Genomic DNA, 25,202 nt, shown 5'->3' on the forward strand with positions numbered 1-25,202 from the left:
CGGTTTATCGGCCGCCGGAATTCGCCAGCAAGGCGAACTGCGCGGCGGCCCGTTGCTTGGTTTCCCACAGTCGAGTGCCGAGAAGCAGCGCACCGTAGCGTCCGTAGGCGACAAAACACCGGAATCGTTGCGGGGCAATGGTGAATAGGTCCTCGACGCACGACGCGCCCGGCACATCCTCCGGTGGATCGACGACGCGACGCTCGGCGGGATCGCCCAGTTCGGCGGATTCTCGCACCCACCGCTTCGCCGCGTCGACGTCTCGGGTCCGGAACAAGAAAGTCATGGGAGCGACGGCGACCCGGTCCACTCCGGCATCGCGCAACGCCCTCGACCTGCCCACCTGATCGAGGACGAAATTGAGGTAGCCCCGCGTCGTGTACACCACTTCGCTGTTGCCGTCCGGCCGCCCGACCACGCCACCATCATGCAGTGAGCGTGCAAGCATGCCGTCAGGATCCTGACGCAGTCTGCGCAATTCCGTGATCGGAGTCGGTTCGAAGGTGTCCAGCATCGCGATCTCGGCCTCGAGGTATTTCTCGGTCATCCCGATCAACAAGTTCAGATCCGTGTTGCGGGTCACCGCGTAAACGCTGATCACGAAAGGGCCGTGGGGCGTCGTACTGCCGAGCGTCGGAAAGGTGGGCCGCCAGTGGGCCGCCGCTCGCGGGTACTTCGGGAGTCTCACCGGGACGTTGTTCGGATCGGCCACCGAGTCGACCGCGTCGAGTTCGACCGCCGCCGCCGTGGCCGACCCCTCGTCCGGGAACCGGGTCACGGTCACGGTCAGTCCCTCACGCCGTTGACCGGCTGTATCGTGCAACGCCTTCTCCGGCGGCACTTGGGTATCCGCCGAAGCAGTCGAGAACCCGAGGACCATCCCGTGTTTCCGCAATACCGGAACGGTGGAATCGAACAAGTACCGGACCACCGAATCAGGACGCGTGTGCGCACTCGCGGTGGCGCCGAGCGCGTATTTCGGGTCGACTTCGAAAGGACTGAGCACCGCGTCGGCCATTCGCGCCGCCTCGATTCCGAGGTAATCGGGCTGGACAAGAGCGGCGGAGAGGGTCGGCGTCGTGGTCGGGAAGCGGCCGGTGTCCAAGGTTCGTACGTCGATCTCACCCGGCACTCCCGCGCCCGGCACGGTCGAGGAGCACCCGGTCAGCAGGACGAGCGCCGCTAGCGCGACAAACCAGATCGATCGATGCGCAGATCGGGTCATCGGCTCACCTTCGGGGGCAGGTTGGCGTAGACATGGTCCACAATGTCTACCGCGGCAAGGCATTTACCCTCAGGACGGACATCGGACGGATTGATCATCCGGACCCGAACCACCTCGGCGGTGTCGGCATCCACCACCCGGTATATGGCCCGCCTGGTGCATTCCGTACCGCTCAGCTCGTTCTCGTCGACATAGACGACCCGGCCGCCGCCCGCCTCGACCGCTATCGGTTTCGTGGGGTCCACGAACGGTTCGGTGCGTTCGAGGGTCAACGTCAGCGAATTGACGCCGAACCAGGTGCAGGAATGGGCAGTATCCGGAGTGCCGGGCACCTTTGGGCCGACCGATAGCTTGATCTCGCTCGGTCGCACCAGGGAGCACGGATCGAGTCGAGCAAGGGAGTTTCGGATGTCCGGCAGCAGGGGTAGCCCGTTCTCGGCGCGATCCGCAACCGCCGCGGCTGCCTTCTCCGCGACATCGCAGGGCTTGTCGCCAGGCTGTTCGCCCTGCACCCGCACGGTGATTCCGAATTGCGGCTCCATGGGCGCGGGAACCAAGGCCCTCGCACAACCTTCCTTCTCCGCGGCCACATCCTCGAGAAGTGGAACACCCGAGACTCGGTCACCGTTGTCCCGGTAGCCCTCCAGGCGCGCCACGCGCAGCTCGAATCGTTGTCTACCGGCCGTGCCGGTGCACGAGCCCCACTCCGCCGACTCGGGTTTCGTCGTCCACTCGCCGAGCGACGGGACGAGGGGCTCCTTCATCACCGCGCACCAGTCGGTGGAGCGGAGCTTGGTGAGATCGACCTTCGCGAGTGGATTCACCATGTCCGCCGCCGCGCCATCGCTTTTCGTCAGTACGACACCGACCGCGACGGCGGCGACCAGAGTCGCGCTACCGGCCAGCGCGGCGATCATTGGCCTCCGGCGCCCCCGAGGCGTTGATTCACTGTCCGCCAACCTCCGCAACCGCTCGTCGAAACTGGTCGCCGGGTCGAGGAACGTCGATTCGTCCGCGCCGATGATCCGAGTGCCCTCCGGGTCGGCGAGCAGGGCGGAGAGCTCGGCGGATTGGCGGATGACCTCGTGGACGGCGGTCGGCCAGGGGTAGGGCTGGGATGTGAGGGGGCCTAGGTAGTCGAGAATTTGGGCGGAAGTGGGGCGGGACTGCGGGTCCTTGCGCAGGCAGGGTTCGATGAGCTGGCGGAGTTCGGGTGGCAGGGCGGCCAGGTCGGCATCGGTACCCCAGCGGTTTCAACCGTGCCCCTCCCCTCGGCCCTGCACCGGATAGTACCGATACCCGCGCTGGGCGGCACCGTACTCGGCGATCGACGGCGGCCGCCGCTCTCCGCCTGGGACAATGGCTGGGGCAGGCATGGTTGCGGGGTGTTGCCAGGTATTCGCCTACCAATGAGTACAGGCGGCTCGACGCGAGGGTGTGACGTACGCCCCGTAAAGTCGTCTCACAACAGCACCGCAAGAAGACGCGGCACAACGTGCAGCGCGAGGAGCACCAGTGTCACTCGATCAGCCACTCGCCCCGCTGAGCCAGGAGGGCATGGGCTATGCCTCGGCGTGGCCGGTACGGGCTGGCGATGTGGATCCGTACGACCGATTGAGGTTCGACGCCGTCGCCAGATACCTGCAGGATATCGCTTGGGAACAGCTACATCACACGTTCCTGCACCGGTCTGATCCGAGCTGGATCGTGCGCCGCACCGTCATCGACGTCATCCGGCCGATCGTGTGGCCGGACACGGTGCATCTGCTGCGCTGGTGTTCGAGCATGTCGACCCGGTGGTCGAACATGCGAGTGCGAATCACCAGCGACAACGGCGGGCTCATCGAGACAGAGGGCTTCTGGATCAACATCAACGAATCGACCAACCGGCCGACCCGGATCAGCGACGACGGCCTGTCCTACCTGGCGAAGACCGCGAGCGAGCACCGGCTGCGGTGGCGGCCCTATCTGCTCGACCCGACTCCCCCCGAGTCGGACACCGATCTGCCTTTTCCGGTGCGGGCCACCGATATCGACCAGTACAACCACGTGAACAACGCCTGTTACTGGCAGGCGGTGGAGCAATTCCTGGTGGACTATCCGAAGCTGGTCGCGGGGCCGCACCGCGCGGTGATCGAGTACGTCGCCCCGGTGCTCGCGCGCCAGCACATCAGCGTGCGCAGCCGCTACGAACCCGGTGACCGCACCGGACATCCGGTGCTGCGGCTGTGGTTCGTGGTCGGCGGGACGACCACGACTGTCGTCCGCATCATGCCGCTGCCCGCTTGACCGGCCGGCCGGGACCGCATGGGCCCCGACCGGCTCCGTGACTCAGCCGCGGGCGGCCTTGAGCAGATCCTCCCGGGTGGTGAACTTGACCCGCGGACGTCCGGCGGACTTGCCCGCCGACTTCTCCGCCTGATCGATGGACTTCCAGCCCGAGCGATCGACGAGGTCGGCCTGCCGCTGCGCGACGAGCGCCTTCAGCGCGTCCCGATCGCCCTGCGGCACAGCGAGTTTGCCCGCGATGAAATCGTTGACGAGCTGCTCGACGGTCTCCTCGGAGTCGATGCGGTTCGTGCCGATGACCCCGCGCGGTCCGCGCTTGATCCAGCCGCTGACGTACACGCCGGGCAGCGGGACGCCGTCCTCGCCGAGCACCCGGCCGTGCTCGTTGGGCACCACGGCGCGGCGCTCGTCGAACGGTAGGCCCGCGACCGGCTGGCCGCGGTAACCGATGGAGCGCAGCACCAGCGACGCGTCCAGCCGGTCGGTCCGGTCGGTCGCGCGCGCCACCAGCTGGCCGCCCTCCTCGACCAGTTCGTTGGCCACGAATTCGATGCCCTCGACACGCTCGTCGCCGGTGAGCGCGGTCGGCGAGGCCAGGTAGCGGAAGACGATCCGCTTGTTGGCCGGGTCGCGGCGGCCCGCGGCGTATTCCTCGGCGAGGGTGTACTTCAGCTGCAGCGAGGGCTCCACGTCCGGATCGTCCAGCAGCGCGCGGCTGGCCGGGTCGAGCTCGAGCTCGGCCTGGTCGACGACCACGTCCACGCCCTTCAGGTGGGTGAGCGCGAGGAACTCCGGCGAGGTGTAGGCCGCTTGCAGCGGGCCGCGCCTGCCGAGCACGACGACCTCGCGGATGTTGCTGCGGCGCAAGGCATCCAGCGCGTGGTCGGCGATATCGGTCTTGGCGAGTTCGTCCGGGTCGACGGTGAGCACCCGCGCCACGTCCAGCGCGACGTTGCCGTTGCCGACGATCACCGCGCGCTCACCGGACAGGTCGAAGTGCCGGTCGGCGTAATCGGGGTGGCCGTTGTACCAGGCGACGAACTCGGTGGCCGAGTGGCTGCCCGGCAGATCCTCGCCGGGGATGTTCATGTGACGGTCGCTGGCCGCGCCGACCGCGTAGATCACCGCGTGGTGGTGCTGGAGCAGCTCTTCGTGCGAGATGTGCGTGCCCACCTCGACGTTCAGGTAGTACTGCAGCGCCTCGCGGCGGAACGCGGACTCGAACATGCCCGAGACCGTCTTGGTGACGGGATGGTCGGGGGCGACGCCGGCGCGCACCAGACCCCACGGCGTCGGCAGCCGGTCGAACATCTCGACCTCGACGTCGCAGCGGCGCATGAGCTCGTCGGCGGCGTAGCAGGCCGCGGGCCCGGCGCCGACGATCGCCACGCGCAATCTGCCGAGTTCCTTCGGCGGACGCTGCGGCGCCACGATCGGGTCGAAGTTGGATTCGAGCGGGTGCCGTTCGAAATAGTCGGCATTGATGTCGCGGAACCGTGCGAGCGAGGCCGTCAGGTCGTCCTCGGGGTAGATGGCCTCGACCGGGCACGCGTCCACACAGGCGCCGCAGTCGATGCAGGTGTCCGGGTCGATGTAGAGCATTTCGGTCGTCGCGAACTCCGGCTGGTCCGGCGTGGGACGAATGCAGTCGACCGGGCACTCGGAGACGCAGCTGGCGTCGTTGCAACAACGCTGCGTGATTACGTAGGCCATATTGTGCAGATCCTCGAAGATGTACGTGGGCTGGTGCCACCAACGGGTTGAGGTGGTCCGCGGTGTCACAGGGCGGATAGCGAGATGTGACGCCGCTTTCAGTGTGCCTCGAGAGTGGCGTACGCCTCTCTTCGGACCACCTACGTGCCTATCACACCGAGGTAACGGGCGGAGGCTTACGGTATTGCCATGGTGCGGACCCTGATCCTGATGCGGCACGGCAAGTCCAGCTATCCGGACGGCGTCGGCGATCACGAGCGCCCGCTCGCACCGCGCGGGCAGCGGGAGGCCGGGCTGGCGGGCGAATGGCTGCGCGAAACCCAGCCACCGATCGACGCGGTGCGCTGTTCGACGGCGGTGCGGACCCGCGAAACCCTGGCCGCGACGGGCATCACCGCGCCGGTCGTCTACGAGCGCGGCATCTACGAGGCCTCGCCGCGGACCCTGATCGAACTGATCCAGCTCAGCGACGACGACGTCGAGACCCTGCTGCTGATCGGTCACGCGCCCGGGATGCCGTGGACCGCATGGGAACTGGCAGCCAATCGCACGTCCAACCAGGCCGTCGAGCTGAGCAGGAAGTTCCCCACCTCGGCCATGGCGGTGCTCGAATTCGATCGCCCCTGGTCCGATATCGACCCGGGCACCGGCGAACTCGTGCGCTTCCACATTCCCCGCTGAGGCGAGCTCGCGCTCACCGCAGCAGTTTGCCGCCGACGACGAGGCCGACGCCGAGCAGGATCAGTAGCAGGAACGCGACGAATCCGTTTGTCAGCCACCAGACAACACCGAGCACGACGACGAACGGCGCCACCGCGATCGCGGTGATCACAGGACTCTCTTTGACCGTGGCCCAGGCCGAGCGGGCCCGGATCCGGTCGATTTCCTTTCCAGGCATGCCACCAGGGTAGGCGCGTTTGCGCCCGGCGACCCGTGACCCGCGATATCGGTCCCCGTGTCGGTGAGCGGTGGGATGCTGACGCGATGGATTGGAAAATCGAACTCGTCGCCATCCCGGTCACCGACATCGATCGGGCCAAGGACTTCTACACCAGCATCGGTTTCCACGCCGATCACGACCATTCGCCCAGCGAGGACATTCGCTTCGTGCAGCTGACGCCGCCGGGATCGGGCTGTTCGATCTGTATCGGGCGTGGCATCACCGAGGCGGCGCCCGGCAGCGTCGAGGGCATGCAGATGGTGGTCTCCAGCGCCGAGAAGGCCTACCAGCAGTTGGTCGAGGCGGGTGTGGACGCCACGCCGGTCCAGGACATGGGCTGGGGCCTGTTCACCTTCTTCAGCGACCCCGACGGCAACAAGTGGGCCGTCCAGGAGTTGCCGAAGTACAACTGAGCCCTTCGTAAGCCTGTCGCCACGTGCGGTCGGCGGCGGCTCCGATGCCGACCACTCGCGCGGTTGGCAGAATCGGTCTTGCTTGGAGTGCACTCCAGGTGACTAGCGTCGTCCGTGTTCGACGAGAGGGGCGAGACCGGTGGCCATGACGGCACGTCACGAGGGTGACAACGAACGGGAACGGCCGAAGTACTCGATCGGCGAGGCCGCCGAGCGATCGGGCCTGAGCCGCGACACGCTGCGCTGGTACGAGCGGATCGGGTTGATGGATTACATCGGCCGCGACCACACCGGTAAGCGCCGGTTCAGCGACCGGGATCTGGAATGGCTCGAGCTGATCGGGCGGCTCCGCACCACCGGCATGTCGGTCGCCGACATGCTCCGCTACGCGGAGCTGGTGCGCGCCGGTGACTCCACCTTCCCGGAGCGGCTCGCGATGTTCCGCGATACCCGCGCCGAGGCGCTCGCCAAGATCGCCGAACTGCAGAACACCGTGGCCGTGCTGGATTACAAGATCGCCATCTACGAAGGCAGATCCGCCGCGATCCGGCCGGCCGCGCTCACCACGCACGACAGCGAAGGGATCAAGGCATGACCACGACCGACACGCTCCCCACCGCCGCGCTGGGCGCCGACGGCATCCAAGTCGGGACGCAGGGCCTGGGCTGCATGGGCATGAGCGAGTTCTACGGTCCGTCCGATCTCACCGAGTCGCGAGCGACGTTGGATCGGGCGCTGGAACTCGGCGTCACCCTGTTCGACACGGCCGATGTCTACGGCTCGGGCCACAACGAGGAGTTCCTCGCCGATTTCGTGCGGGCCAACCGCGATCGCGTGGTGCTGGCCACCAAATTCGGCATCGTCCGCAAGGCGGACGACCCCACCTATCGCGGCCTCGACAACTCCCCCGAGTACATCCGCGCCTCGGTGGACGCCAGCCTGCGCAGGCTGGGCATCGACGTCATCGACCTGTACTACATGCACCGTCGCGATGTGCGGGTGCCGATCGAGGACACCGTCGGCGTCATGGCCGAACTCGTCGCGGCGGGCAAGGTGCGTGCGCTCGGGCTCTCCGAGGTGACCGGCGCGGAGCTGCGCGCGGCGCATGCCGTGCATCCGATCGTCGCGGTGCAGTCGGAGTGGTCGCTGTTCTCCAGGGACGTGGAGAACACCGCGGTGCCGGCCGCCGCCGAACTCGGCGTCGCCTTCGTGCCGTATTCGCCGCTCGGCCGCGGCTTCCTGACCGGATCCTTCGCGGCGGCGGGCGAATTGGCCGACGCGAACGACTTCCGCAGGGCGATGCCGCGCTTCACCGGCGACAACGCGCCACGCAACGCCGAACTGCTCGCCCCGGTGCGCGCCATCGCCGAGGCTCGCGGCGTGACGCCCGCGCAGGTCGCGCTGGCCTGGGTGCACAGCAGGGCGGTCGCGCACGGCCTGCCGGTGATCCCGATCCCCGGCACCCGCAGCCGCACGCGGCTGGCAGAGAACGTGGCCGCCGCGACGCTGACGCTGTCCGCCGACGAGCTCGCGACGCTCGAGCCGATCGCGGCGCAGGTGGCCGGAAACCGGTACGCGGACATGACTTTCACGTCCGCGGGCCGGGAGTAGTCCCACCCGCCGCGTCGTTCGAGCCGGGCGGCAGCCTCGGCCGCCCGGCTCGGACGAACAGGTGGGTGGTGCCACCGTCGACCAAGGGTGACACGTCAACCAATCGCGACTATCATCCGTCGTCATGAACCCCGAGAATCGGGTGTGGGTCGACAAACAGACGCCTCGCGCCTACCGCGCCCTGCTCGCCACGGCGAAAGAGGTCAGGGCCGCCGCCGAGGCGGCCGGGCTCGACCGTAGGCTCGTCGAGCTGGTCAATCTCCGGGTTTCCCAGCTCAACGGCTGTTCGCACTGCTTGGACGTCCACTACCGCGCCGCGCTGCGGGCGGGCGCCACCGAGCAGGAGATCGCGGTCCTGCCCGGCTGGCGCCGCGGCGGCCCGTACTCCCCGCGAGATCGGGCCGCGCTCGCCCTCGCCGAGGTCACCGCCCTTTTGCCCGATGAGGCGGCGGTCGAGCGTGAGTACGCTTCAGCACGAGAGCACTTGTCCGATGACCAGATGTCGGCAGTCGTCTGGGTCGCCACCACGATCGGCGCCTTCAACCGTGTGTCGATCATGAGCAAGCACCCGGTCCGGGCGCACAAGGAGGAGGCAACCATGACCGATCTCGCGGAGACCAAGGTCGCGCGCAACGCCGAGCAGAACCGCTACGAGATCTACTACGGCGGCGAACTGGCCGGCTTCACCGAGTACATCGAACGCGACAACGACACCGACTTCGTCCACACCGAGATCGACAAGGCCTTCGGCGGCAAGGGCCTCGGCAGCACGCTCGCCAAGGAAGCCCTCGACGATGTGGTCGCGCGCGGGCGCACCATCACCGCGCACTGCCCGTTCATCAAGGGCTTCGTCGACAAGCACCCGGAGTACGACCCGCACGTGGTCGGCAAGGGCATCCAGCGATGAACGCGCGAGTCGCCGTCCTCTCGAACGCGGGAGAGGCGCAGGCATGAGCGAACGGAGTGAGCGAATCATGTGCCAGCGCGCATCGCGCATGCCGGAGCCGAGCGTCAGCGAGGTGCAGGCATGAGCGAACGTAGTGAGCGAATCGTGTGCCAGCGCGCATCGCGCATGCCGGAGCCGAGCGTCAGCGAGGCGCAGACATGAGCGATCTCGATCCGCATCCCGCGGAATCGGTGTGCCAGCCGACGCCGGGTCCCGGCCCGGTCGCCGAGCTCTACCCGGCGCGCGAGGTGCCGCTGGGCGGCGTGCGCGGGGTGTTCGTGGAACGGGTGCTGCCGCAACGGGATCTGCCGACCGTCGGAGCGTGGTGCTTCCTCGATCATTTCGGCTCCCCCACGGTCACCAAGACCGGCGCGCCGCCGGATATCGATCCGCACCCGCACATCGGTTTGCAGACGGTGACCTGGCCGTTCGAGGGTCGCATCCGGCATCGGGACTCGGTGGGTTCCGATGTGGAGATCAACCCCGGCCAGCTGAACCTGATGACCTCCGGTCGCGGCATCGCGCATTCCGAGTACGGCGATCCCGACGCGCCCGCGGGCCACGGCCTGCAACTGTGGATCGCACTGCCCGGCCACCGCGCCGCGGTCGATCCGCATTTCGAGCAGCATCGCGACCTGCCGGTCTACGAGGCCGACGGCGTGCGCGCCATCGTGCTGATCGGCTCCTTCGCCGGGCTGACCTCGCCCGCCATGGCCTACACCCCGATCGTGGGCGCCGATGTGCGGGTCGATCCCGGCGCCGAGATCATCATTCCGCTCGACCCGGCCTTCGAGCACGCGCTGCTGGTGATCGAGGGCGAGGTGACCGCCGCCGATACCGAGGTGAAGCCGGGCCCGCTGCTCTACCTCGGTTCCGATCGGGCCGAGCTGCGGCTGGCGAGCGGCACCGGGGCGCATCTCGCGCTGATCGGCGGCGAGCCGTTCGGCGAGGAACTCGTGATGTGGTGGAACTTCGTGGGGCGCAGCCACGAAGAGATCGTCGCGGCCCGGGAGGATTGGGAGAACCGCCGGGTCGAGCGCTTCGCCCCGATCGCGGGACATCCGCCCGACCAACGCATTCCGGCCCCGCCGATGCCAGCTCTGCACCTGAAGCCGCGCAAGCGGCGCATCGGCGCGGAGCGCGCCTGAGGGCTCTCGAAATGCGCACCGCGCCGGGGATTTCGTTCTCCGGCCGCCCGGCCCCCGCCCGATCGCGGGGGCCGCAGACGCCTCGGCTCAGGCAGACTCGGCGAGCAGTTCGTCCAGCGCCCGGTAGCTGGCATTGAGCCCTTCGGACATCCCGGACTGCAGCATGCCGTCGCGCTCCTGCGGCGTGTGGAACTGGCTCACGGTGACGACCTTGGTGCGGCCGTCGCCGAGGTCGACGAAGGTGGTGGCGTCGATGGCGACGTGGGCGGGCATGCCGTCCCATTCGAAGGACTGCACGATCCGCTCCTTCGGGGTGATCTCACGGAAGCGCCCCTCGAAGCCGTGCGGGCCGCCCTCGGAGTGGTCGACGAAGCGGTAGTGGCCGCCCTTGCGGAACTCCCAGCGCTCCACGTCGAATCGCTTGCCCTGCGCCCACCACTGGACCAGCTGCTCGATCCGGCTGTAGGCGTCCCACACCCGGTCCAGCGGGGCGTCGAAGATCCGCTCGATGTGGATCTCCCGGTCGACGGGGGTGGTGATGTCGGCATCGCGGGTTGTCGTGCTCATGTGTCTGGCTCCGTTCGTTCGAGGAATTCACCGAGACGGTCCATCCGGGCTTCCACCATCCGCCGATAACCCTGCAGCCACGCCACTTCGCGGTCGAAGACGTTGTCGCCGAGTCGGCAATACCTGACCCGGCCCCGCTTCTCCGTGACGACCATACCCGCGTCCTCCAGCAGCCGGATGTGCTTCTTGATGCCGGTGAGGGTCATCTCGAAACGCTCGGCCAGTTCGCTGACGGTCGCGGGCCCGCTGCCGAGGCGCTCGAGAATCCCACGCCGGGTGGGGTCCGCCAGCGCCCCGAACGAGGCGTCCAGGAAGTCATACTGAACCATCAGGTTCAGTATTGCGAGTGCGCGCCGCCCGAGTCAAGACCCGCGTGGAAATTGTGGACAAGCCGGGTTCGAGGCGATAAAAATAGAACGCGTTTCAGTGACGACGTCTCGGCGGGAGTTCGGATGGACAGCGCGACCATGGGGGATCTGGTGATGGCCGGATTCCAGAAGCTGGGGTTCATTCAGTACGCCGGAATCGAAGGCGTGGAGTTCGATGCCGGACGCAATGTCGTGTCCATCGATCCGCGCCCGGAACACCTCAACCACAACGGCGATCTGCACGCGGCCGTGCTCTTCGGCCTGGCCGAGACCGCCGCGATGGGCGCCGCCGTCTCGGGCATCGTCGATCTGATGGGCGAGACGTTCATCGTCGCCCGCGACGGACGCATCGAATACCTGGCGCGGGCCAAGGGCGTGGCGGGACCCTTCCGCGCGACATCGGAATTCACCGCGGGCACCGTCGAGCGCCTGCGCGCGGATATCGCGGGACGTGTCGCGGTGGAGCTGGAGGTGCCCGTCCAGATCGCGGACGACTCGGGAAAGCCCGTTGCGGCGGCGACGTTCACCGCCGTCATCCGCCCGAGAAGGACTTAGGGCGGCGGGCTACCCTCTTGGCCCACACCGGTCTTCACCGTTCGCTGTCCAGCATCTCCATTTGCGCGGCCGCGTACCTCTCCCCGGCGACCTGGTCCTGGGGCACGGCTGCCTCGATGCTCGCCAATTCGTCGGCGTCGAGCCGGATGTCGAGCGCACCGAGCGCTTCCGCCCAGCGCTGCCTGCGCCGCGCGCCGATGATCGGCACGATGTCCGAGCCCCTGGCGAGGACCCAGGCGATCGCCAGCTGCGCGACCGCGACCTCCTTGGCGGCGGCGATCTTCGCCAACGCGTCGACCAATCGCAGGTTGCGCGTGAGGTTCTCGCCCTGGAAGCGCGGGCTGTGTGCGCGGAAGTCGTCCGCGCCGAAGCTCTCGCGCGTGCGCACGGTATCGCTGAGCAGGCCGCGCGACAGCACACCGTAGGCGGTGATGCCGATGCCGAGTTCCCGTGCGACGGGCAGGGTCTCGGCTTCGATGCCGCGCGAGACGAGCGAGTACTCGATCTGTAGGTCGGCGATCGGATGCACGGCGGCGGCGCGGCGCAGCGTCTCCGCGCCGACCTCGGACAGGCCGATGTGCCGGACGTAGCCCGCCTCTACCAGCTCGGCGAGAGCGCCGACCGTGTCCTCGATCGGGACGGCGGGATCGAGCCGCGCGGGCCGATAAATGTCGACGTAGTCGACCCCGAGGCGCTGCAACGTGTAGGTGAGGTAGTTGCGGAGCGCGACCGGACGGTTGTCGAGGCCGCCCCAAGTTCCACCCGGCCCGCGCAGCACGCCGAACTTCACACTGAGCCGAATGTCCTCGCGGCGGCGGTCCGCGATGGCTTTGCCGATCAGCATCTCGTTGTGGCCCGCGCCGTAGAAGTCGCCGGTGTCGATGAGGTCGGCGCCCGAATCGAGGGCGGCGTGGATGGTGGCGATGGACTCGGCGTCGTCGGCCGCGCCGTACATGCCCGACATACCCATGGCGCCGAGCCCGAGGCGGCCGACCGTGGGTCCGGTGGCGCCGAGCGTGGTCTTCTCGATCGTGGATTTCGTCATGTATCCACTCTGACCTGCGCGTCCGGTATCCGGCAGAGATCGCTTATCGGGGGATCGGCGATCCCTGGCCCGTCCGGCCGAAATCCGCGACAGTGGAGTGATGGACCGTTCCGAACTGGCCGACTTCCTGCGCCGCCGCCGCGAACAGCTCACGCCCGCGGAGGTCGGCCTGCCACCCGGCGTGCGCCGTCGCACTCCCGGGCTGCGCCGCGACGAGGTGGCGTTGCTGGCCGGTATGTCCACCGACTACTACACGCGGCTGGAGCAGGCGCGCGGCCCGCGGCCGTCCACCCAGGTGCTGGCGTCGCTGGCGCGGACGCTGCGATTCAGCAACGACGAGCGCGACCACCTCTACCACCTGTGCGGACACCAGCCGCCTGGCCCCGCGCTCGGCGACAAGCACGTCGGCCCCGGACTGCTGCACATGCTGGCCAAGCTCGACGACACCCCGGCGGCCGTGGTCACCGATCTGGGCGAGGTGCTCGTGCAGAACCGGATGCACACGCTGCTCGTCGGCGATCGCGCGGGCAGCCGGGGTCTGGACCGCTACTACGCCTGGGGCTGGTTCGCCGACTCCGCCTCGCGCGGGCGCTTCCCGGAGGAGGACTGGGATCGCCTGAGTCGACAGCACGTCGCGGATCTGCGCGCCACCGCCGCCCGCCGCGCCGGGGACGCAGACGTCACCGAGTTCATCGGGGCGCTGCGCGCGGCGAGCGCCGAATTCGAGCGGCTGTGGACCGAACACGAGGTCGCGGTCCGGCTCTCGGACACCAAGCGCATCGTGCACCCGGTGGTCGGGTTGATCGACACCGTGTGCGAAACGCTGCTCACCCCGAACGCGGCCCAGCGCCTGCTGGTCTACCTGCCGCGACCGGGGACCGACGCCGCCGAGAAGCTGGAACTGTTGCGGGTGGTCGGGACGCAAGATTTCAGGCCCACGCCCTCGACCGAGCGTCGCTGAATCAGGGCTGACCGGTGAGGTACGCCTGGGCCGCGTCGATCGCGGGCTGGCCGCCTGCCTGGTAGAGCCCGGCGAACGCGCCGATCACGCCGCCGACGACCGTCGTGATCGGGACGGTGATGAAGTCGAGCACGAACAGACCCAGCGGGAATCCGACCAGGAAGCCGATGCCCGCGCCGATCGCCGCGCCCGCCAAGATCTGCGGCATGGCCTTCTCGGCTTCGGCGAAGAAGCGCTCCTGCGAGCTGATCTCACGCACCGGAGCGTCCGACGTCGCGGCGGGCGCGAGGGTCAGCTCGGTGCCCGCTTCGTTCACGAGCGGGGTGAGGTCGATGCGGTGACCCTCGATGTGCAGGGTCATCGGCAGGGCGGCGACGACCTGGCCGGTGCGGTCGGCGATGGTGACGATCCGGTTGTCGCCGACCAGGCCGAAGCGGCCTTCCTCGAGCGTGGTCACGGTGGAGCGCCGATCCTCGGAGACGGCGACGCGGTAGCCGATCTCGTGGAAGACGCCGCCGAGATTCAGCGCCGCCGCGGCCGGTGCGGTCTGCGCGGGCCGGTCCGCGGGTTCGGCGTGCACGACGCCCGCGCTGATTCCGGTGGCCGCCAGTGCCAGCAACGCCGTCGCGGTGATTCTGCCGATCCTCATCCTGTGCTTCCTGTCGCGCCGTCCGGTTCGCAATGTCCGGTTTGTCCGCCGACAACTTACCGGTCGCCGGGCGGCTTCTGAAGGGCGTCAAGGTAATTGGGTGTGATCTAACAGAGTCGGTCAGTCGTGGATGTCGGCGCTCGAGCGCTGAAGACAGACCCTGAAGCGGCGGTCCTCGGTCGGCCGACCGGCGGTGAGCTCGGCGAAGACGGCGCGCTGCCCGTCGCGAGCGTCGCCGAGCAGGCGTGCGATGCGGCGAGGTACGGCGGCGGTCGATCTCGGATTCGGACCGGACGAGAGAGCCCGCCGCGGTGGCCTCGCGGACCGCGCTTCGAGGTCGTTCACCCAGCGGCGCGCAGGCGGACCTCGTTGATCAGGTGGAGCAGGCTGTCCAGGGTCGCGGGTGGGCCGGTCAATCTGGCGAAGGCGAGGGTGTCGACGGGGCCGGCGGTGTCGGCAGCGAAGGCATAGGTCATCGCGACACGCAGCCTGGGCTCGCCGTCGATGTCGGCTGCGGATTCCGTGAAGGCGGTCGTGGGATCGGTTGCGCGCCAGCGTGATTCCGCGCCTATCAGTTCGGCTCGGAAACCGGCCTGCTCGATATCACCACAGGGTGCGAGACAGGAGTGCACGCCGATCCAGCCGCCCGCGCGACTGCCACCGCGCTCGTCGGCGCACGTCCACACCACATCGGCCCGCAGCCGCTTGCTGCCGCCGATGCATCCCCAGGTTTCCGGAACGTCGAAATCGAACGGCATACCGCGCAGACCGCGCATCGGCGTGAGGCGCGTATCCGGGCCGTATGTCCGACCGGCCACCGGCCCCGGCGCGCCATCGCGTACCAACCGCACCGTGGGCCGCCGCGGCACCTCCCTCGGCAACGCGACCGGAATCCCTTGCGGCGGCGGCCCGATCACCGACGTCACCGGCCCCGCGCCAGGCGTGTCCTGTTGCAGCTCCGCCTCCCACAGCGCGGCCGTCCCCAAGCAGAACGCCACCGACACAACCAAACTCACCACCGCCCCCGCCGCCGTCCTCCCGCGCACGGCCCCCCGCCGTCCCCAATTCCATTTCAACGCACTGCCGCCCACGAACGCGCCCCCTTCGCACACTCAGCCGTCCGGGCCGCCCCGACACCGAACCAGCGCCAAGCCGTGCCACATCCTAACTGCGCCAACTTATTTCAGGAGCGACATCAAAAATCTGGGCTGTCCTCGGGTCGCCGGGAAACGCGAACGGCCCCCGCTCCGGAAAGGAGCGGGGGCCGAAGGCTATCGGCGGCTACCGATTACCGGTAGTCGCTGAAACCGTAGTCGTCCAGCGGGACCGCGGCACCGGTGGTGGCGCCGAAGCTGTCCGGGCTGTAGTAGGTGTCGTCGTAGGACGGCACCGCGTACGCCGCGGCACGAGCCTCTTCGGTCGGCTGCACCTGGATGTTCCGGTAGCGGTTGATACCGGTTCCGGCCGGGATCAGCTTGCCGATGATCACGTTCTCCTTGAGACCGATGAGCTTGTCGGAGCGGCAGTTGATCGCCGCGTCCGTCAGGACTCGAGTGGTCTCCTGGAAGGACGCCGCCGACAGCCACGAATCGGTGGCCAGCGACGCCTTGGTGATACCCATCAGCACCGGGCGGCCCGAAGCGGGCTCGCGGCCCTCGGAGACCACGCGGCGGTTGGAGGACTCGAACTCGGAACGCTCGGTGAGCGAGCCGGGCAGGAACTCCGTGGCGCCCGAATCGATGATCGTCACGCGACGCAGCATCTGGCGCACGATGACCTCGATGTGCTTGTCGTGGATCGACACACCCTGCGAGCGGTAGACCTCCTGGACCTCGTGGACCAGGTGGATCTGCACCTGACGGGGGCCCATCACGCGCAGCACCTCGTGCGGATCCGCCGCGCCTTCCAGCAGCTGCTGGCCGACCTCGACGTGGTCACCGTCGGAGAGCAGACGCTCGGTGCCGTCGTCGTGCTTGAACACACGCAGACGCTGACGCTTCGAGAGCTTGTCGTAGACAACCTCTTCACCACCGTCGTCCGGGATGATGGTGATCTTGTAGAAGCGGTCGTCGTCCTCGAGCCGCACGCGACCCGAGACCTCGGCGATCGGCGCCTTGCCCTTGGGCACGCGAGCCTCGAAGAGCTCCTGAACACGCGGCAGACCACCGGTGATGTCGTCACCCGCGACACCACCCTGGTGGAAGGTACGCATGGTCAGCTGGGTACCGGGCTCACCGATGGACTGCGCGGCGACGATACCGACGGCCTCACCGATGTCGACCAGCTTGCCGGTCGCCATGGAGCGGCCGTAGCAGGTCGCGCACACGCCGGTGCCGGTGGTGCAGGTCAGCACGGAGCGGACCTTCACCTCGGTGATACCCGCGTCGAGCAGCGCCTCGATGGCCGGGTCGCCGAGGTCGGCGCCCTTCGTGACCACGACGTTGCCGGACACGTCCAGCGCGTCGGCGGCCAGGGTGCGGGCGTACGCGGAGGTCTCCACGTGCGCGTCGCGGATGATGACGCCGTCGAGCTGCTTCTCGGCGATCGGCACGACGATGCCGCGCTCGGTGCCACAGTCGTGCTCGCGCACGATGACGTCCTGCGAGACGTCCACCAGACGACGGGTCAGGTAACCCGAGTCGGCGGTACGAAGCGCGGTGTCGGCCAGACCCTTACGAGCACCGTGGGTGTTGATGAAGTACTCCAGAACCGTCAGGCCCTCACGGAAGGAGGACTTGATCGGCCGCGGGATGAACTCACCCTTCGGGTTCGTCACCAGGCCCTTCATACCCGCGAGGGTACGAGTCTGGGTGAAGTTACCCGTGGCGCCCGAGTCGACGATCGTGATGATCGGGTTGTCGGCCGGGTAGTGCGCGCGCAGCGCCTTACCGACCTCTTCGGTCGCCTCCTGCCAGATCTTGACCAGGGCGTTGTTGCGCTCCTGGTGATCGAGCGCACCACGCTGGTACTTCTTCTCGATCTGATCCGACTGCGCCTCGTAGCGCTCCATGATCTCGGCCTTCTCCGGCGGAACGAGAACGTCCGACATGGAGACGGTGACACCCGAACGCGTGGCCCAGTAGAAGCCGGCGTCCTTGAGCTTGTCGACGGTCTGCGCAACCACGATCATCGGGTAGCGCTCGGCGAGATCGTTGATGATCGTCGCCTGCCGCTTCTTCGGCATCTGCTCGTTGATGAACGCGTAGTCCGCGGGCAGCAGCTCGTTGAACAGCACCCGGCCCAGCGTGGTCTCGGTGGTCCACGCGTCGCCGCGCTGCCAGCCCTCCGGGAACAGCTCCGCCTCGACTTCCTTCGGCGGACGCTGGGTGGTGAGCCGCACCTTGATCTGGGAGCGCACGGTCAGCTCGCCGCGGTCGACAGCCATCTGCGCCTCGGCGGGCGAGGAGTACACGCCGAACTCAGGCTCGTCCTTCGTCGCGGGCTTGTACTCGCCCTTGGCGCCGTCGACCTGACGGGTCAGGTAGTACAGGCCGGTCACCATGTCGAGACGCGGCATGGCGAGCGGACGACCCGACGCGGGCGACAGGATGTTGTTCGAGGACAGCATCAGGATGCGGGCCTCGGCCTGCGCCTCCGCCGACAGCGGCAGGTGCACGGCCATCTGGTCACCGTCGAAGTCGGCGTTGAACGCCTCACAGACCAGCGGGTGCAGCTGGATGGCCTTGCCTTCGACCAGCTGCGGCTCGAAGGCCTGGATGCCGAGGCGGTGCAGGGTGGGCGCACGGTTCAGCAGCACGGGGTGTTCGGCGATGACCTCTTCGAGGACGTCCCACACCTGCGGCCGCTGCCGCTCGACCATCCGCTTGGCGGACTTGATGTTCTGCGCGTGGTTCAGGTCGACCAGGCGCTTCATCACGAACGGCTTGAACAGCTCCAGCGCCATCAGCTTGGGCAGACCGCACTGGTGCAGCTTCAGCTGCGGACCGACGACGATGACCGAACGGCCCGAGTAGTCGACGCGCTTACCGAGCAGGTTCTGACGGAAGCGGCCCTGCTTGCCCTTGAGCAGGTCGGACAGCGACTTGAGCGGACGGTTGCCCGGCCCGGTGACCGGACGGCCGCGGCGGCCGTTGTCGAACAGGGCGTCGACGGACTCCTGCAGCATCCGCTTCTCGTTGTTGACGATGATCTCGGGCGCGCCGAGGTCGATCAGTCGCTTGAGGCGGTTGTTGCGGTTGATCACGCGACGGTACAGGTCGTTCAGGTCGGAGGTAGCGAAGCGGCCACCGTCGAGCTGAACCATCGGGCGCAGTTCCGGCGGGATCACCGGAACGGCGTCGAGCACCATGCCCATCGGCGAGTTGCCGTTGGTCTGGAAGGCCGCGACGACCTTGAGCCGCTTGAGCGCGCGCAGCTTCTTCTGGCCCTTACCGGTGCGAATGGTCTCGCGCAGGTTCTCGGCCTCGGCCTCGATGTCGAAGTTCTCCATCAGCTTCTGGATGGACTCCGCACCCATGGCGCCGGTGAAGTACTCGCCGTAGCGGTCGGTCAGCTCGCGGTAGAGCACCTCGTCCACGATGAGCTGCTTCGGGGCCAGCTTGGTGAAGGTGTTCCAGATCTCCTCGAGCCGGTCCAGCTCGCGCTGGGACCGATCACGGAGCTGGCGCATCTCGCGCTCGCCGCCGTCCTTGACCTTGCGGCGCACGTCGGACTTGGCGCCCTCCGCCTCCAGCTCGGCCAGGTCGGCTTCCAGCTTCTGCGCGCGGGCCTCGAGGTCGGCGTCACGCTGATCGGCGACGGCCTTCTTCTCGACCTCCATCTCGGCTTCGAGCGTGGAGAGCTCGTTGTGGCGCAGCTCGTCGTCGACGCCGACGATGACGTAGGCGGCGAAGTAGATGATCTTTTCCAGATCCTTCGGCGCCAGGTCGAGCAGGTAGCCCAGGCGCGACGGCACGCCCTTGAAGTACCAGATGTGCGTGACCGGCGCGGCCAGCTCGATGTGGCCCATCCGCTCACGGCGCACCTTGGCGCGGGTGACCTCGACGCCACAGCGCTCACAGATGATGCCCTTGAAGCGGACACGCTTGTACTTACCGCAGTAGCACTCCCAGTCCCGGGTGGGACCGAAGATCTTCTCGCAGAAGAGGCCGTCCTTCTCCGGCTTCAGCGTGCGGTAGTTGATGGTCTCCGGCTTCTTCACCTCGCCATAGGACCACTGGCGGATGTCTTCGGCGGTGGCAAGGCCGATCCGGAGTTCATCGAAGAAGTTGACGTCTAGCACGTAACTTCCTTTCCCCTGTGCGGGTCGAATTCGAGCAAAAGTTCACTAGTTGGTTGTTCGCGATGGGCGCGGATGTCGTCGGTGACCGAGTTCCTCCGCGCCCGACCGCCTAGTTCGCCAAATCGTCGACGGTGGCCGCTTCGTTCCTGGACAGGTTGATGCCCAGGTTCGCCGCGGCGCGCTCCAGGTCCTCGTCCTCGCCTTCGCGCAACTCGATCGCGGCGCCGTCGGAAGACAGCACCTCGACGTTGAGGCACAGCGACTGGAGTTCCTTGAGGAGCACCTTGAACGACTCCGGAATGCCCGGCTCCGGAATGTTCTCGCCCTTCACGATCGCCTCGTAGACCTTCACGCGGCCCACGACGTCGTCGGACTTGATGGTGAGCAGTTCCTGCAGGGTGTAGGCAGCGCCGTAGGCCTGCATCGCCCAGCACTCCATCTCACCGAAGCGCTGACCACCGAACTGCGCCTTACCACCGAGCGGCTGCTGGGTGATCATCGAGTACGGGCCGGTCGAACGCGCGTGGATCTTGTCGTCGACCAGGTGGTGCAGCTTCAGGATGTACATGTAGCCCACGGCCACCGGGTACGGGAACGGCTCGCCGGAGCGGCCGTCGAACAGGGTGGCCTTGCCGTTGTCGTCGACCATGCGTTCGCCGTCGCGGTTCGGCAGGGTCGAGGCGAGCAGACCGGTCAGCTCCTCCTCGCGAGCGCCGTCGAACACCGGGGTGGCGATGTTCGAGTCGGCGGGCGCGCCGAACATCTCCTCCGGCAGGTTCGCCGCCCAGTCCGGGTTGCCGTCGACCTGCCAGCCCGCCTTGCCGATCCAGCCCAGGTGGGTCTCCAGGATCTGGCCGATGTTCATACGACGGGGCACACCGTGGGTGTTCAGGATGATGTCCACCGGGGTGCCGTCCGGCAGGAACGGCATGTCCTCGGTCGGCAGGATCTTGCCGATGACGCCCTTGTTGCCGTGGCGACCGGCGAGCTTGTCGCCGTCCTGGATCTTGCGCTTCTGCGCGACGTACACGCGGACCAGCTCGTTGACGCCCGGAGGCAGATCGTCGTCGTCCTCGCGCGAGAACACGCGGATGCCGATGACCTTGCCGGACTCGCCGTGCGGCACCTTCAGCGAGGTGTCGCGGACCTCGCGCGCCTTCTCACCGAAGATCGCGCGGAGCAGCCGCTCCTCGGGGGTCAGCTCGGTCTCGCCCTTCGGGGTGACCTTGCCGACCAGGATGTCGCCGTCGCGAACCTCGGCGCCGATGCGCACGATGCCGCGCTCGTCCAGGTCGGCGAGCACCTCGTCGGAGACGTTCGGGATGTCCCGGGTGATCTCCTCGGCGCCCAGCTTGGTGTCGCGGGCGTCGATCTCGTGCTCTTCGATGTGGATCGAGGTGAGGACGTCCTCTTCCACGAGGCGCTGCGACAGGATGATCGCGTCCTCGTAGTTGTGGCCTTCCCACGGCATGATCGCCACGAGCAGGTTCTTGCCGAGGGCCATCTCACCGTTCTCGGTGCACGGACCGTCGGCCAGGACCTGGCCCCGCTCCACCCGCTGACCCTCGTCCACGATCGGCCGCTGGTTGGAGCAGGTGCCCTGGTTGGAGCGCGCGAACTTGCGCATCCGGTAGGACTTGCGGGTGCCGTCGTCGGCCATGACGGTGACGTAGTCGGCGGAGACCTCCTCGACCACGCCGGCCTTCTCGTTCACCACGACATCGCCTGCGTCGGTCGCGGCGCGCAGCTCCATGCCGGTACCCACGATCGGGGCCTCGGAACGGATCAGCGGCACGGCCTGACGCTGCATGTTCGCGCCCATGAGGGCACGGTTGGCGTCGTCGTGCTCGAGGAACGGGATCATGGCGGTCGCGACCGACACCATCTGGCGCGGCGATACGTCCATGTAGGTCACCTCGGTCGGGGCGACGAACTCCATCTCCTCGTTGCCGCGGCGCGCGAGCACCCGCTCCTCGAGGAAGTTGCCGTCGGCGTCCACCGGCGAGTTCGCCTGGGCGCGGACCTCGCGGTCCTCCTCGTCGGCGGTGAGGTACTTGACCTCGTCGGTGACCCGGCCCTCGACGACCTTGCGGTACGGCGTCTCGATGAAGCCGAACGGGTTGACCCGCGCGTACACCGACAGCGAGCCGATCAGGCCGATGTTCGGGCCTTCCGGGGTCTCGATCGGGCACATGCGGCCGTAGTGCGACGGGTGGACGTCTCGGACTTCCAGGCCGGCGCGCTCACGGGACAGACCACCCGGGCCCAGCGCCGAGAGGCGGCGCTTGTGGGTCAGACCCGACAGCGGGTTGTTCTGGTCCATGAACTGCGACAGCTGGGAGGTTCCGAAGAACTCCTTGATCGCGGCGACGACCGGGCGGATGTTGATCAGGGTCTGCGGCGTGATGGCCTCGACGTCCTGGGTGGTCATGCGCTCGCGGACGACGCGCTCCATGCGGGAGAGGCCGACCCGGATCTGGTTCTGGATCAGCTCGCCGACGGTGCGCAGGCGACGGTTGCCGAAGTGGTCGATGTCGTCGACCTCGACCGGCACCTCTTCGCCGCCCGGGGCGGTCATGACCTTGTCGCCGGAGTGCAGGCGCACCAGGTACTCGATGGTGCTGACGATGTCTTCCTTCGTCAGCACCGAACCGATGACCGGCTCGTTGAGGTGGATGCCCAGCTTCTTGTTGATCTTGTAGCGACCGACGCGAGCCAGGTCGTAGCGCTTCTCCTTGAAGAACAGGTTCTCCAGCAGGGTCTGCGCGGACTCCTTGGTCGGCGGCTCGCCCGGTCGCAGCTTGCGGTAGATGTCCAACAGCGCCTCGTCCTGACCGGCGGTGTTGTCCTTCTCCAGGGTGGACATCATGATCTCGGAGAAGCCGAAGCGCTCGACGATCTCCTCGGTGGTCCAGCCCAGCGCCTTCAGCAGCACGGTGACCGGCTGACGCCGCTTGCGGTCGATGCGCACACCGACGGTGTCGCGCTTGTCGACATCGAACTCCAGCCACGCGCCGCGCGACGGGATGACGCGCACGCTGTGCAGGTCCTTCTCGGTGCCCTTGTCGATCGTGTGATCGAAGTAGACGCCCGGCGAGCGGACCAGCTGCGAGACGACGACACGCTCGGTGCCGTTGATGATGAACGTGCCCTTGTCGGTCATCATCGGGAAATCACCCATGAAGACCGTCTGGCTCTTGATCTCACCGGTGTTGTTGTTGATGAACTCCGCGGTGACGAACAACGGCGCCGCGTAGGTCATGTCCTTTTCTTTGCACTCGTCGATCGAGGCCTTGACCTCTTCGAAGCGCGGGTCCGAGAAGGACAGGGACATGGAGCCGGAGAAGTCCTCGATCGGCGAAAGCTCCTCGAGCACCTCCTCGAGTCCACCGACTAGGCCGACGTCGCCGCGAGCGGCCGCGCGCTCACGCCATTCCGACGAACCGACCAACCAGGAGAACGATTCCGTTTGTAGATCGAGAAGACCCGGCACTTCCAAGGGTTCACGGATCTTCGCGAAGGAGACCCGCTTAGGGGCTCCAGGGATACCGGCAACTGCCTTGGTCTGGGTGGAGACTGCCAAGATGCGTCCTTCCAGCACCTCACGCGCGTCGCGTGGTGGTCCGCGACCGTCGCTTGCTTCTGCTACGAATTCCGCTGGTCACAACCCGAACGAAACCCGAACAGGCAACAACGGAAGTAACACCGGAAGGCGAAACTTACGTGTGCGAATCGAGGTATGGACAGGAGGCAGCCAGCGCAAAGTCCAAACCTACACTCCTAGACACGGAGGTGTCAAAGTACCACCCGTGTGATCCTCCACGCCGCTGGCGCGCCGTGGGGTCAGCGCACCGGGGCGCCGTGGGCAAGCGGCCCGCTCGCCGACCCCGCTCGGGCGATGCCCGGCACCCGAATCGCTGGCTGCGTCGAGAGCTACGGGGCGGCTGAAACCACTTGTGACAGCTGCCGCTGTTGTGAATAGCGTGACGGGTCGGGCGAAGCTCGTCAAGTGCCAGGACCGACCCGCCCCTGCCGGAATACAGCGGCGCCGACCAAGATCACTGGTCGACGATGCCGCTGGCCAGCCAGCGACCGTCCACCTTCTGCATGCGCAGCACCACCGGACCCGCCACGCTCTGCTGCGCGACGCCGTCCTTGGTGGCGCTCACCACGAGGTTCACCAGCAGCTCCGCCCGATCCTCGGTGAGCATCGTCACCCCGATCGGGTCGGCCTTGGCATCGGCGCTGGTCTGCGCCTGTCGAATGGCGTCGACAGTGGTGCCGGCGAACTTGTCGAGGTCGGTCAGCATGCTGCCGGTGACCACCTGGCGTACCGCGGCCTCGTAGCCATCGATGGTCGCGATGTCGTACCCGTAGATGGTCCGCAGGGCATGGTCGGCGGCGGCGCGCACTTCCTCGGTCGCGCTCGTGTCGACGAAGGCCCGGTTGTCGTCGGGCACGCCGGGCCGCAGCGCGGCGAGGACGGCGAATCCGGCGAGCAGCGCGACCGCGACGAGCGCGGCGGCGACCGGAGCCCAGGAACCGGTGGACGGAACGCGGGGCCGCGACACACGACGCTGGCGGCTCGCGGCGGCGCTCGCCTTTTCGTCGCGGGCCGGGACGTCGCGCGGACGCGCGGAGGCGACCTTGGGCTTGCGAACGGGGCGCGCGGCGGGCTGCGCGGTGCGCCGCTTGGGGGTGACGCGGTTGACGGGGCGGCGGTCGGTCATCGCGGTCCCTCCTGCGCGGGCGCCCCCTGAGTCGGTGCGGGAGCGGCGGGCGACTGCGCACCCGGCTGCCCGAGCCCGGTCGGGCCGGGGCCTTCCAGCAGCACCGGCTGGGTCAGCGAGGCGACCTGCTCGGCCTTCCAGACGTCGCCGTCCTTGGTCATGTCCAGGCTCCACGTGTACCGGTAATCGGAGACCGACTTGTCCGGCTTCGACTCGGACACCTGGAGCACCACCAGCGCCGACGCCTTGTCCCGCTCGCTGTTCAGCGCGGTCAGCGAGGCACCGAGCACCTTGGACTTCATCCCGACGCCCGCCTGCGCGGCCATCTGCTCGGACTGCTGCTGGTTCTTCGTGGCCGACTCCAGGATCGGGCCGGTCATCGACGACCTGGCCAGCGCGAGCGAGCCCGGCACGTCGTCGAGGTTCATCGAGGTCATGTTGATCGCGGCCTGGCGCGCGGCGTCCAGCGCGGAATCGCGGGCGTCGGCGCGCGGACCGTCGGTGAAGAACGCCGCGCGGACCCAGCCGCCGCCGAGCCACAGCGCGGCCACCAGGGCGACGACGAGCGCTCCGAACACGACCGCGGTCACCGCGACCGGCGGACGGCCCGCAGCGGTCTCGGCCGAGGGCTCGGCAGCCGGGGTTTCCGCGGACCCGGTCTCGGCGGACACCGATTCCTTGGACTGATCAGAAGTCACGACTCAGCCTCGCTGGCGCTCGGCTGAGCCGTGCCTAGCACGCTGTGTTGATGGTTCACTCGCTGGCGCTCGCTCACGACTGCCAACCATAACGTCATCCTT

General features: G+C 67.8%; 21 protein-coding genes and 2 pseudogenes. 10 read left to right on the forward strand and 13 right to left on the reverse strand.

Going from position 1 to position 25,202, the window contains the following annotated elements; translation table 11 throughout:
- Nucleotides 1–4: 4 nt before the first annotated feature.
- The gene (locus tag AC3ERS_RS08685; protein ID WP_431965288.1) at nt 5–1,225 is read right to left on the reverse strand and encodes a DUF7373 family lipoprotein; all 1,221 of its coding nucleotides are present in this window, start codon (nt 1,223–1,225) and stop codon (nt 5–7) included.
- Nucleotides 1,222–2,142, reverse strand: coding sequence for a hypothetical protein (locus AC3ERS_RS08690; protein ID WP_431965290.1), 921 nt, complete (start codon nt 2,140–2,142; stop codon nt 1,222–1,224). Before AC3ERS_RS08690 ends, AC3ERS_RS08685 begins: the two co-directional genes overlap by 4 nt.
- A gap of 598 nt (nt 2,143–2,740) precedes the next feature.
- Between AC3ERS_RS08690 and AC3ERS_RS08695 the strand changes: the two genes are divergently transcribed.
- Nucleotides 2,741–3,514: an acyl-[acyl-carrier-protein] thioesterase gene (locus tag AC3ERS_RS08695; RefSeq protein WP_431965292.1), complete on the forward strand. Its 774-nt coding sequence runs from the start codon at nt 2,741–2,743 to the stop codon at nt 3,512–3,514.
- 42 nt (nt 3,515–3,556) lie between these two features.
- On the opposite strand, the gene AC3ERS_RS08700 is transcribed toward AC3ERS_RS08695, so the two are convergent.
- Nucleotides 3,557–5,227, reverse strand: a complete 1,671-nt coding sequence (locus AC3ERS_RS08700; protein WP_431965294.1) for an FAD-dependent oxidoreductase — start codon at nt 5,225–5,227, stop codon at nt 3,557–3,559.
- A 189-nt stretch (nt 5,228–5,416) separates the two neighbouring features.
- On the opposite strand from AC3ERS_RS08700, the gene AC3ERS_RS08705 reads away from it, so the two are divergent.
- Nucleotides 5,417–5,908 (forward strand): SixA phosphatase family protein, encoded by a 492-nt coding sequence (locus AC3ERS_RS08705; RefSeq protein ID WP_431965296.1) that lies wholly within the window; start codon nt 5,417–5,419, stop codon nt 5,906–5,908.
- A 13-nt stretch (nt 5,909–5,921) separates the two neighbouring features.
- On the opposite strand, the gene AC3ERS_RS08710 is transcribed toward AC3ERS_RS08705, so the two are convergent.
- Complete coding sequence (locus AC3ERS_RS08710; RefSeq protein WP_431965298.1) at nt 5,922–6,125, reverse strand: hypothetical protein; 204 nt, start codon at nt 6,123–6,125, stop codon at nt 5,922–5,924.
- 86 nt (nt 6,126–6,211) lie between these two features.
- Between AC3ERS_RS08710 and AC3ERS_RS08715 the strand changes: the two genes are divergently transcribed.
- From AC3ERS_RS08715 to AC3ERS_RS08740, 6 genes and pseudogenes are all read left to right on the forward strand, one after another.
- Nucleotides 6,212–6,580 carry a VOC family protein gene (locus tag AC3ERS_RS08715; RefSeq protein WP_431965300.1) on the forward strand — a complete coding sequence of 123 codons (369 nt, stop codon included), beginning with the start codon at nt 6,212–6,214 and terminating at the stop codon, nt 6,578–6,580.
- Nucleotides 6,581–6,725: 145 nt separating this feature from the next.
- On the forward strand, nt 6,726–7,175 hold the full coding sequence (locus tag AC3ERS_RS08720; RefSeq protein WP_431965302.1) for a MerR family transcriptional regulator: 450 nt from the start codon (nt 6,726–6,728) through the stop codon (nt 7,173–7,175).
- Nucleotides 7,172–8,191 (forward strand): aldo/keto reductase, encoded by a 1,020-nt coding sequence (locus AC3ERS_RS08725; protein WP_431965304.1) that lies wholly within the window; start codon nt 7,172–7,174, stop codon nt 8,189–8,191. The genes AC3ERS_RS08720 and AC3ERS_RS08725 overlap by 4 nt, the downstream gene beginning before the upstream one ends.
- Nucleotides 8,192–8,315: 124 nt before the next feature.
- A pseudogene (locus tag AC3ERS_RS08730) lies at nt 8,316–8,768 on the forward strand (carboxymuconolactone decarboxylase family protein); the annotation flags it as partial.
- 60 nt (nt 8,769–8,828) lie between these two features.
- Nucleotides 8,829–9,098: pseudogene (locus AC3ERS_RS08735) on the forward strand (GNAT family N-acetyltransferase); the annotation flags it as partial.
- Nucleotides 9,099–9,295: 197 nt separating this feature from the next.
- Nucleotides 9,296–10,285, forward strand: coding sequence for a pirin family protein (locus AC3ERS_RS08740; protein WP_431965306.1), 990 nt, complete (start codon nt 9,296–9,298; stop codon nt 10,283–10,285).
- Nucleotides 10,286–10,372: 87 nt separating this feature from the next.
- Here AC3ERS_RS08740 and AC3ERS_RS08745 read toward each other — a convergent pair whose 3' ends face one another.
- Both AC3ERS_RS08745 and AC3ERS_RS08750 read right to left on the reverse strand, forming a co-directional pair.
- Nucleotides 10,373–10,852 (reverse strand): SRPBCC family protein, encoded by a 480-nt coding sequence (locus AC3ERS_RS08745; RefSeq protein WP_431965308.1) that lies wholly within the window; start codon nt 10,850–10,852, stop codon nt 10,373–10,375.
- Nucleotides 10,849–11,181 carry an ArsR/SmtB family transcription factor gene (locus AC3ERS_RS08750; protein ID WP_357458616.1) on the reverse strand — a complete coding sequence of 111 codons (333 nt, stop codon included), beginning with the start codon at nt 11,179–11,181 and terminating at the stop codon, nt 10,849–10,851. Before AC3ERS_RS08750 ends, AC3ERS_RS08745 begins: the two co-directional genes overlap by 4 nt.
- Nucleotides 11,182–11,304: 123 nt before the next feature.
- On the opposite strand from AC3ERS_RS08750, the gene AC3ERS_RS08755 reads away from it, so the two are divergent.
- Nucleotides 11,305–11,775, forward strand: coding sequence for a PaaI family thioesterase (locus AC3ERS_RS08755; RefSeq protein WP_431965310.1), 471 nt, complete (start codon nt 11,305–11,307; stop codon nt 11,773–11,775).
- A gap of 34 nt (nt 11,776–11,809) precedes the next feature.
- Here the strand turns inward: AC3ERS_RS08755 and AC3ERS_RS08760 are convergent, their stop codons facing one another.
- A complete protein-coding gene (locus AC3ERS_RS08760) occupies nt 11,810–12,820 on the reverse strand; it encodes an aldo/keto reductase (protein ID WP_431965312.1) in 1,011 nt (336 codons plus the stop codon).
- Nucleotides 12,821–12,920: 100 nt separating this feature from the next.
- Between AC3ERS_RS08760 and AC3ERS_RS08765 the strand changes: the two genes are divergently transcribed.
- Complete coding sequence (locus AC3ERS_RS08765; RefSeq protein WP_431965314.1) at nt 12,921–13,781, forward strand: helix-turn-helix transcriptional regulator; 861 nt, start codon at nt 12,921–12,923, stop codon at nt 13,779–13,781.
- 1 nt (nt 13,782) lies between these two features.
- Here the strand turns inward: AC3ERS_RS08765 and AC3ERS_RS08770 are convergent, their stop codons facing one another.
- From AC3ERS_RS08770 to AC3ERS_RS08795, 6 genes are all read right to left on the reverse strand, one after another.
- The gene (locus AC3ERS_RS08770) at nt 13,783–14,430 is read right to left on the reverse strand and encodes a DUF8020 domain-containing protein (protein WP_431965316.1); all 648 of its coding nucleotides are present in this window, start codon (nt 14,428–14,430) and stop codon (nt 13,783–13,785) included.
- Nucleotides 14,431–14,771: 341 nt separating this feature from the next.
- Entirely contained in the window at nt 14,772–15,446 is a 675-nt protein-coding gene (locus tag AC3ERS_RS08775) for a hypothetical protein (protein ID WP_431965318.1), read from the reverse strand.
- Nucleotides 15,447–15,718: 272 nt separating this feature from the next.
- Nucleotides 15,719–19,672, reverse strand: a complete 3,954-nt coding sequence (locus AC3ERS_RS08780) for a DNA-directed RNA polymerase subunit beta' (protein WP_431965320.1) — start codon at nt 19,670–19,672, stop codon at nt 15,719–15,721.
- A 109-nt stretch (nt 19,673–19,781) separates the two neighbouring features.
- Nucleotides 19,782–23,273, reverse strand: a complete 3,492-nt coding sequence (gene rpoB, locus AC3ERS_RS08785) for a DNA-directed RNA polymerase subunit beta (protein ID WP_431965322.1) — start codon at nt 23,271–23,273, stop codon at nt 19,782–19,784.
- 457 nt (nt 23,274–23,730) lie between these two features.
- On the reverse strand, nt 23,731–24,402 hold the full coding sequence (locus AC3ERS_RS08790; protein WP_431965324.1) for a hypothetical protein: 672 nt from the start codon (nt 24,400–24,402) through the stop codon (nt 23,731–23,733).
- Nucleotides 24,399–25,100, reverse strand: coding sequence for a hypothetical protein (locus AC3ERS_RS08795; RefSeq protein WP_431965326.1), 702 nt, complete (start codon nt 25,098–25,100; stop codon nt 24,399–24,401). The genes AC3ERS_RS08790 and AC3ERS_RS08795 overlap by 4 nt, the downstream gene beginning before the upstream one ends.
- Nucleotides 25,101–25,202 lie beyond the last annotated feature (102 nt).

It is taken from the genome of Nocardia sp. bgisy134 (assembly GCF_057708325.1).

Bases quoted from the DNA above. Each gene is read 5' to 3' on its own strand.
- AC3ERS_RS08725 (WP_431965304.1), top strand. From the start codon at position 7,172: ATGACCACGACCGACACGCTCCCCACCGCCGCGCTGGGCGCCGACGGC.
- AC3ERS_RS08690 (WP_431965290.1), bottom strand. From the start codon at position 2,142: ATGATCGCCGCGCTGGCCGGTAGCGCGACTCTGGTCGCCGCCGTCGCG.
- AC3ERS_RS08685 (WP_431965288.1), bottom strand. From the start codon at position 1,225: ATGACCCGATCTGCGCATCGATCGATCTGGTTTGTCGCGCTAGCGGCG.
- AC3ERS_RS08710 (WP_431965298.1), bottom strand. From the start codon at position 6,125: ATGCCTGGAAAGGAAATCGACCGGATCCGGGCCCGCTCGGCCTGGGCC.
- AC3ERS_RS08740 (WP_431965306.1), top strand. From the start codon at position 9,296: ATGAGCGATCTCGATCCGCATCCCGCGGAATCGGTGTGCCAGCCGACG.
- AC3ERS_RS08765 (WP_431965314.1), top strand. From the start codon at position 12,921: ATGGACCGTTCCGAACTGGCCGACTTCCTGCGCCGCCGCCGCGAACAG.
- AC3ERS_RS08760 (WP_431965312.1), bottom strand. From the start codon at position 12,820: ATGACGAAATCCACGATCGAGAAGACCACGCTCGGCGCCACCGGACCC.
- AC3ERS_RS08705 (WP_431965296.1), top strand. From the start codon at position 5,417: ATGGTGCGGACCCTGATCCTGATGCGGCACGGCAAGTCCAGCTATCCG.
- AC3ERS_RS08720 (WP_431965302.1), top strand. From the start codon at position 6,726: ATGACGGCACGTCACGAGGGTGACAACGAACGGGAACGGCCGAAGTAC.
- AC3ERS_RS08770 (WP_431965316.1), bottom strand. From the start codon at position 14,430: ATGAGGATCGGCAGAATCACCGCGACGGCGTTGCTGGCACTGGCGGCC.
- AC3ERS_RS08700 (WP_431965294.1), bottom strand. From the start codon at position 5,227: ATGGCCTACGTAATCACGCAGCGTTGTTGCAACGACGCCAGCTGCGTC.
- AC3ERS_RS08790 (WP_431965324.1), bottom strand. From the start codon at position 24,402: ATGACCGACCGCCGCCCCGTCAACCGCGTCACCCCCAAGCGGCGCACC.
- AC3ERS_RS08750 (WP_357458616.1), bottom strand. From the start codon at position 11,181: ATGGTTCAGTATGACTTCCTGGACGCCTCGTTCGGGGCGCTGGCGGAC.
- AC3ERS_RS08745 (WP_431965308.1), bottom strand. From the start codon at position 10,852: ATGAGCACGACAACCCGCGATGCCGACATCACCACCCCCGTCGACCGG.
- AC3ERS_RS08755 (WP_431965310.1), top strand. From the start codon at position 11,305: ATGGACAGCGCGACCATGGGGGATCTGGTGATGGCCGGATTCCAGAAG.
- AC3ERS_RS08715 (WP_431965300.1), top strand. From the start codon at position 6,212: ATGGATTGGAAAATCGAACTCGTCGCCATCCCGGTCACCGACATCGAT.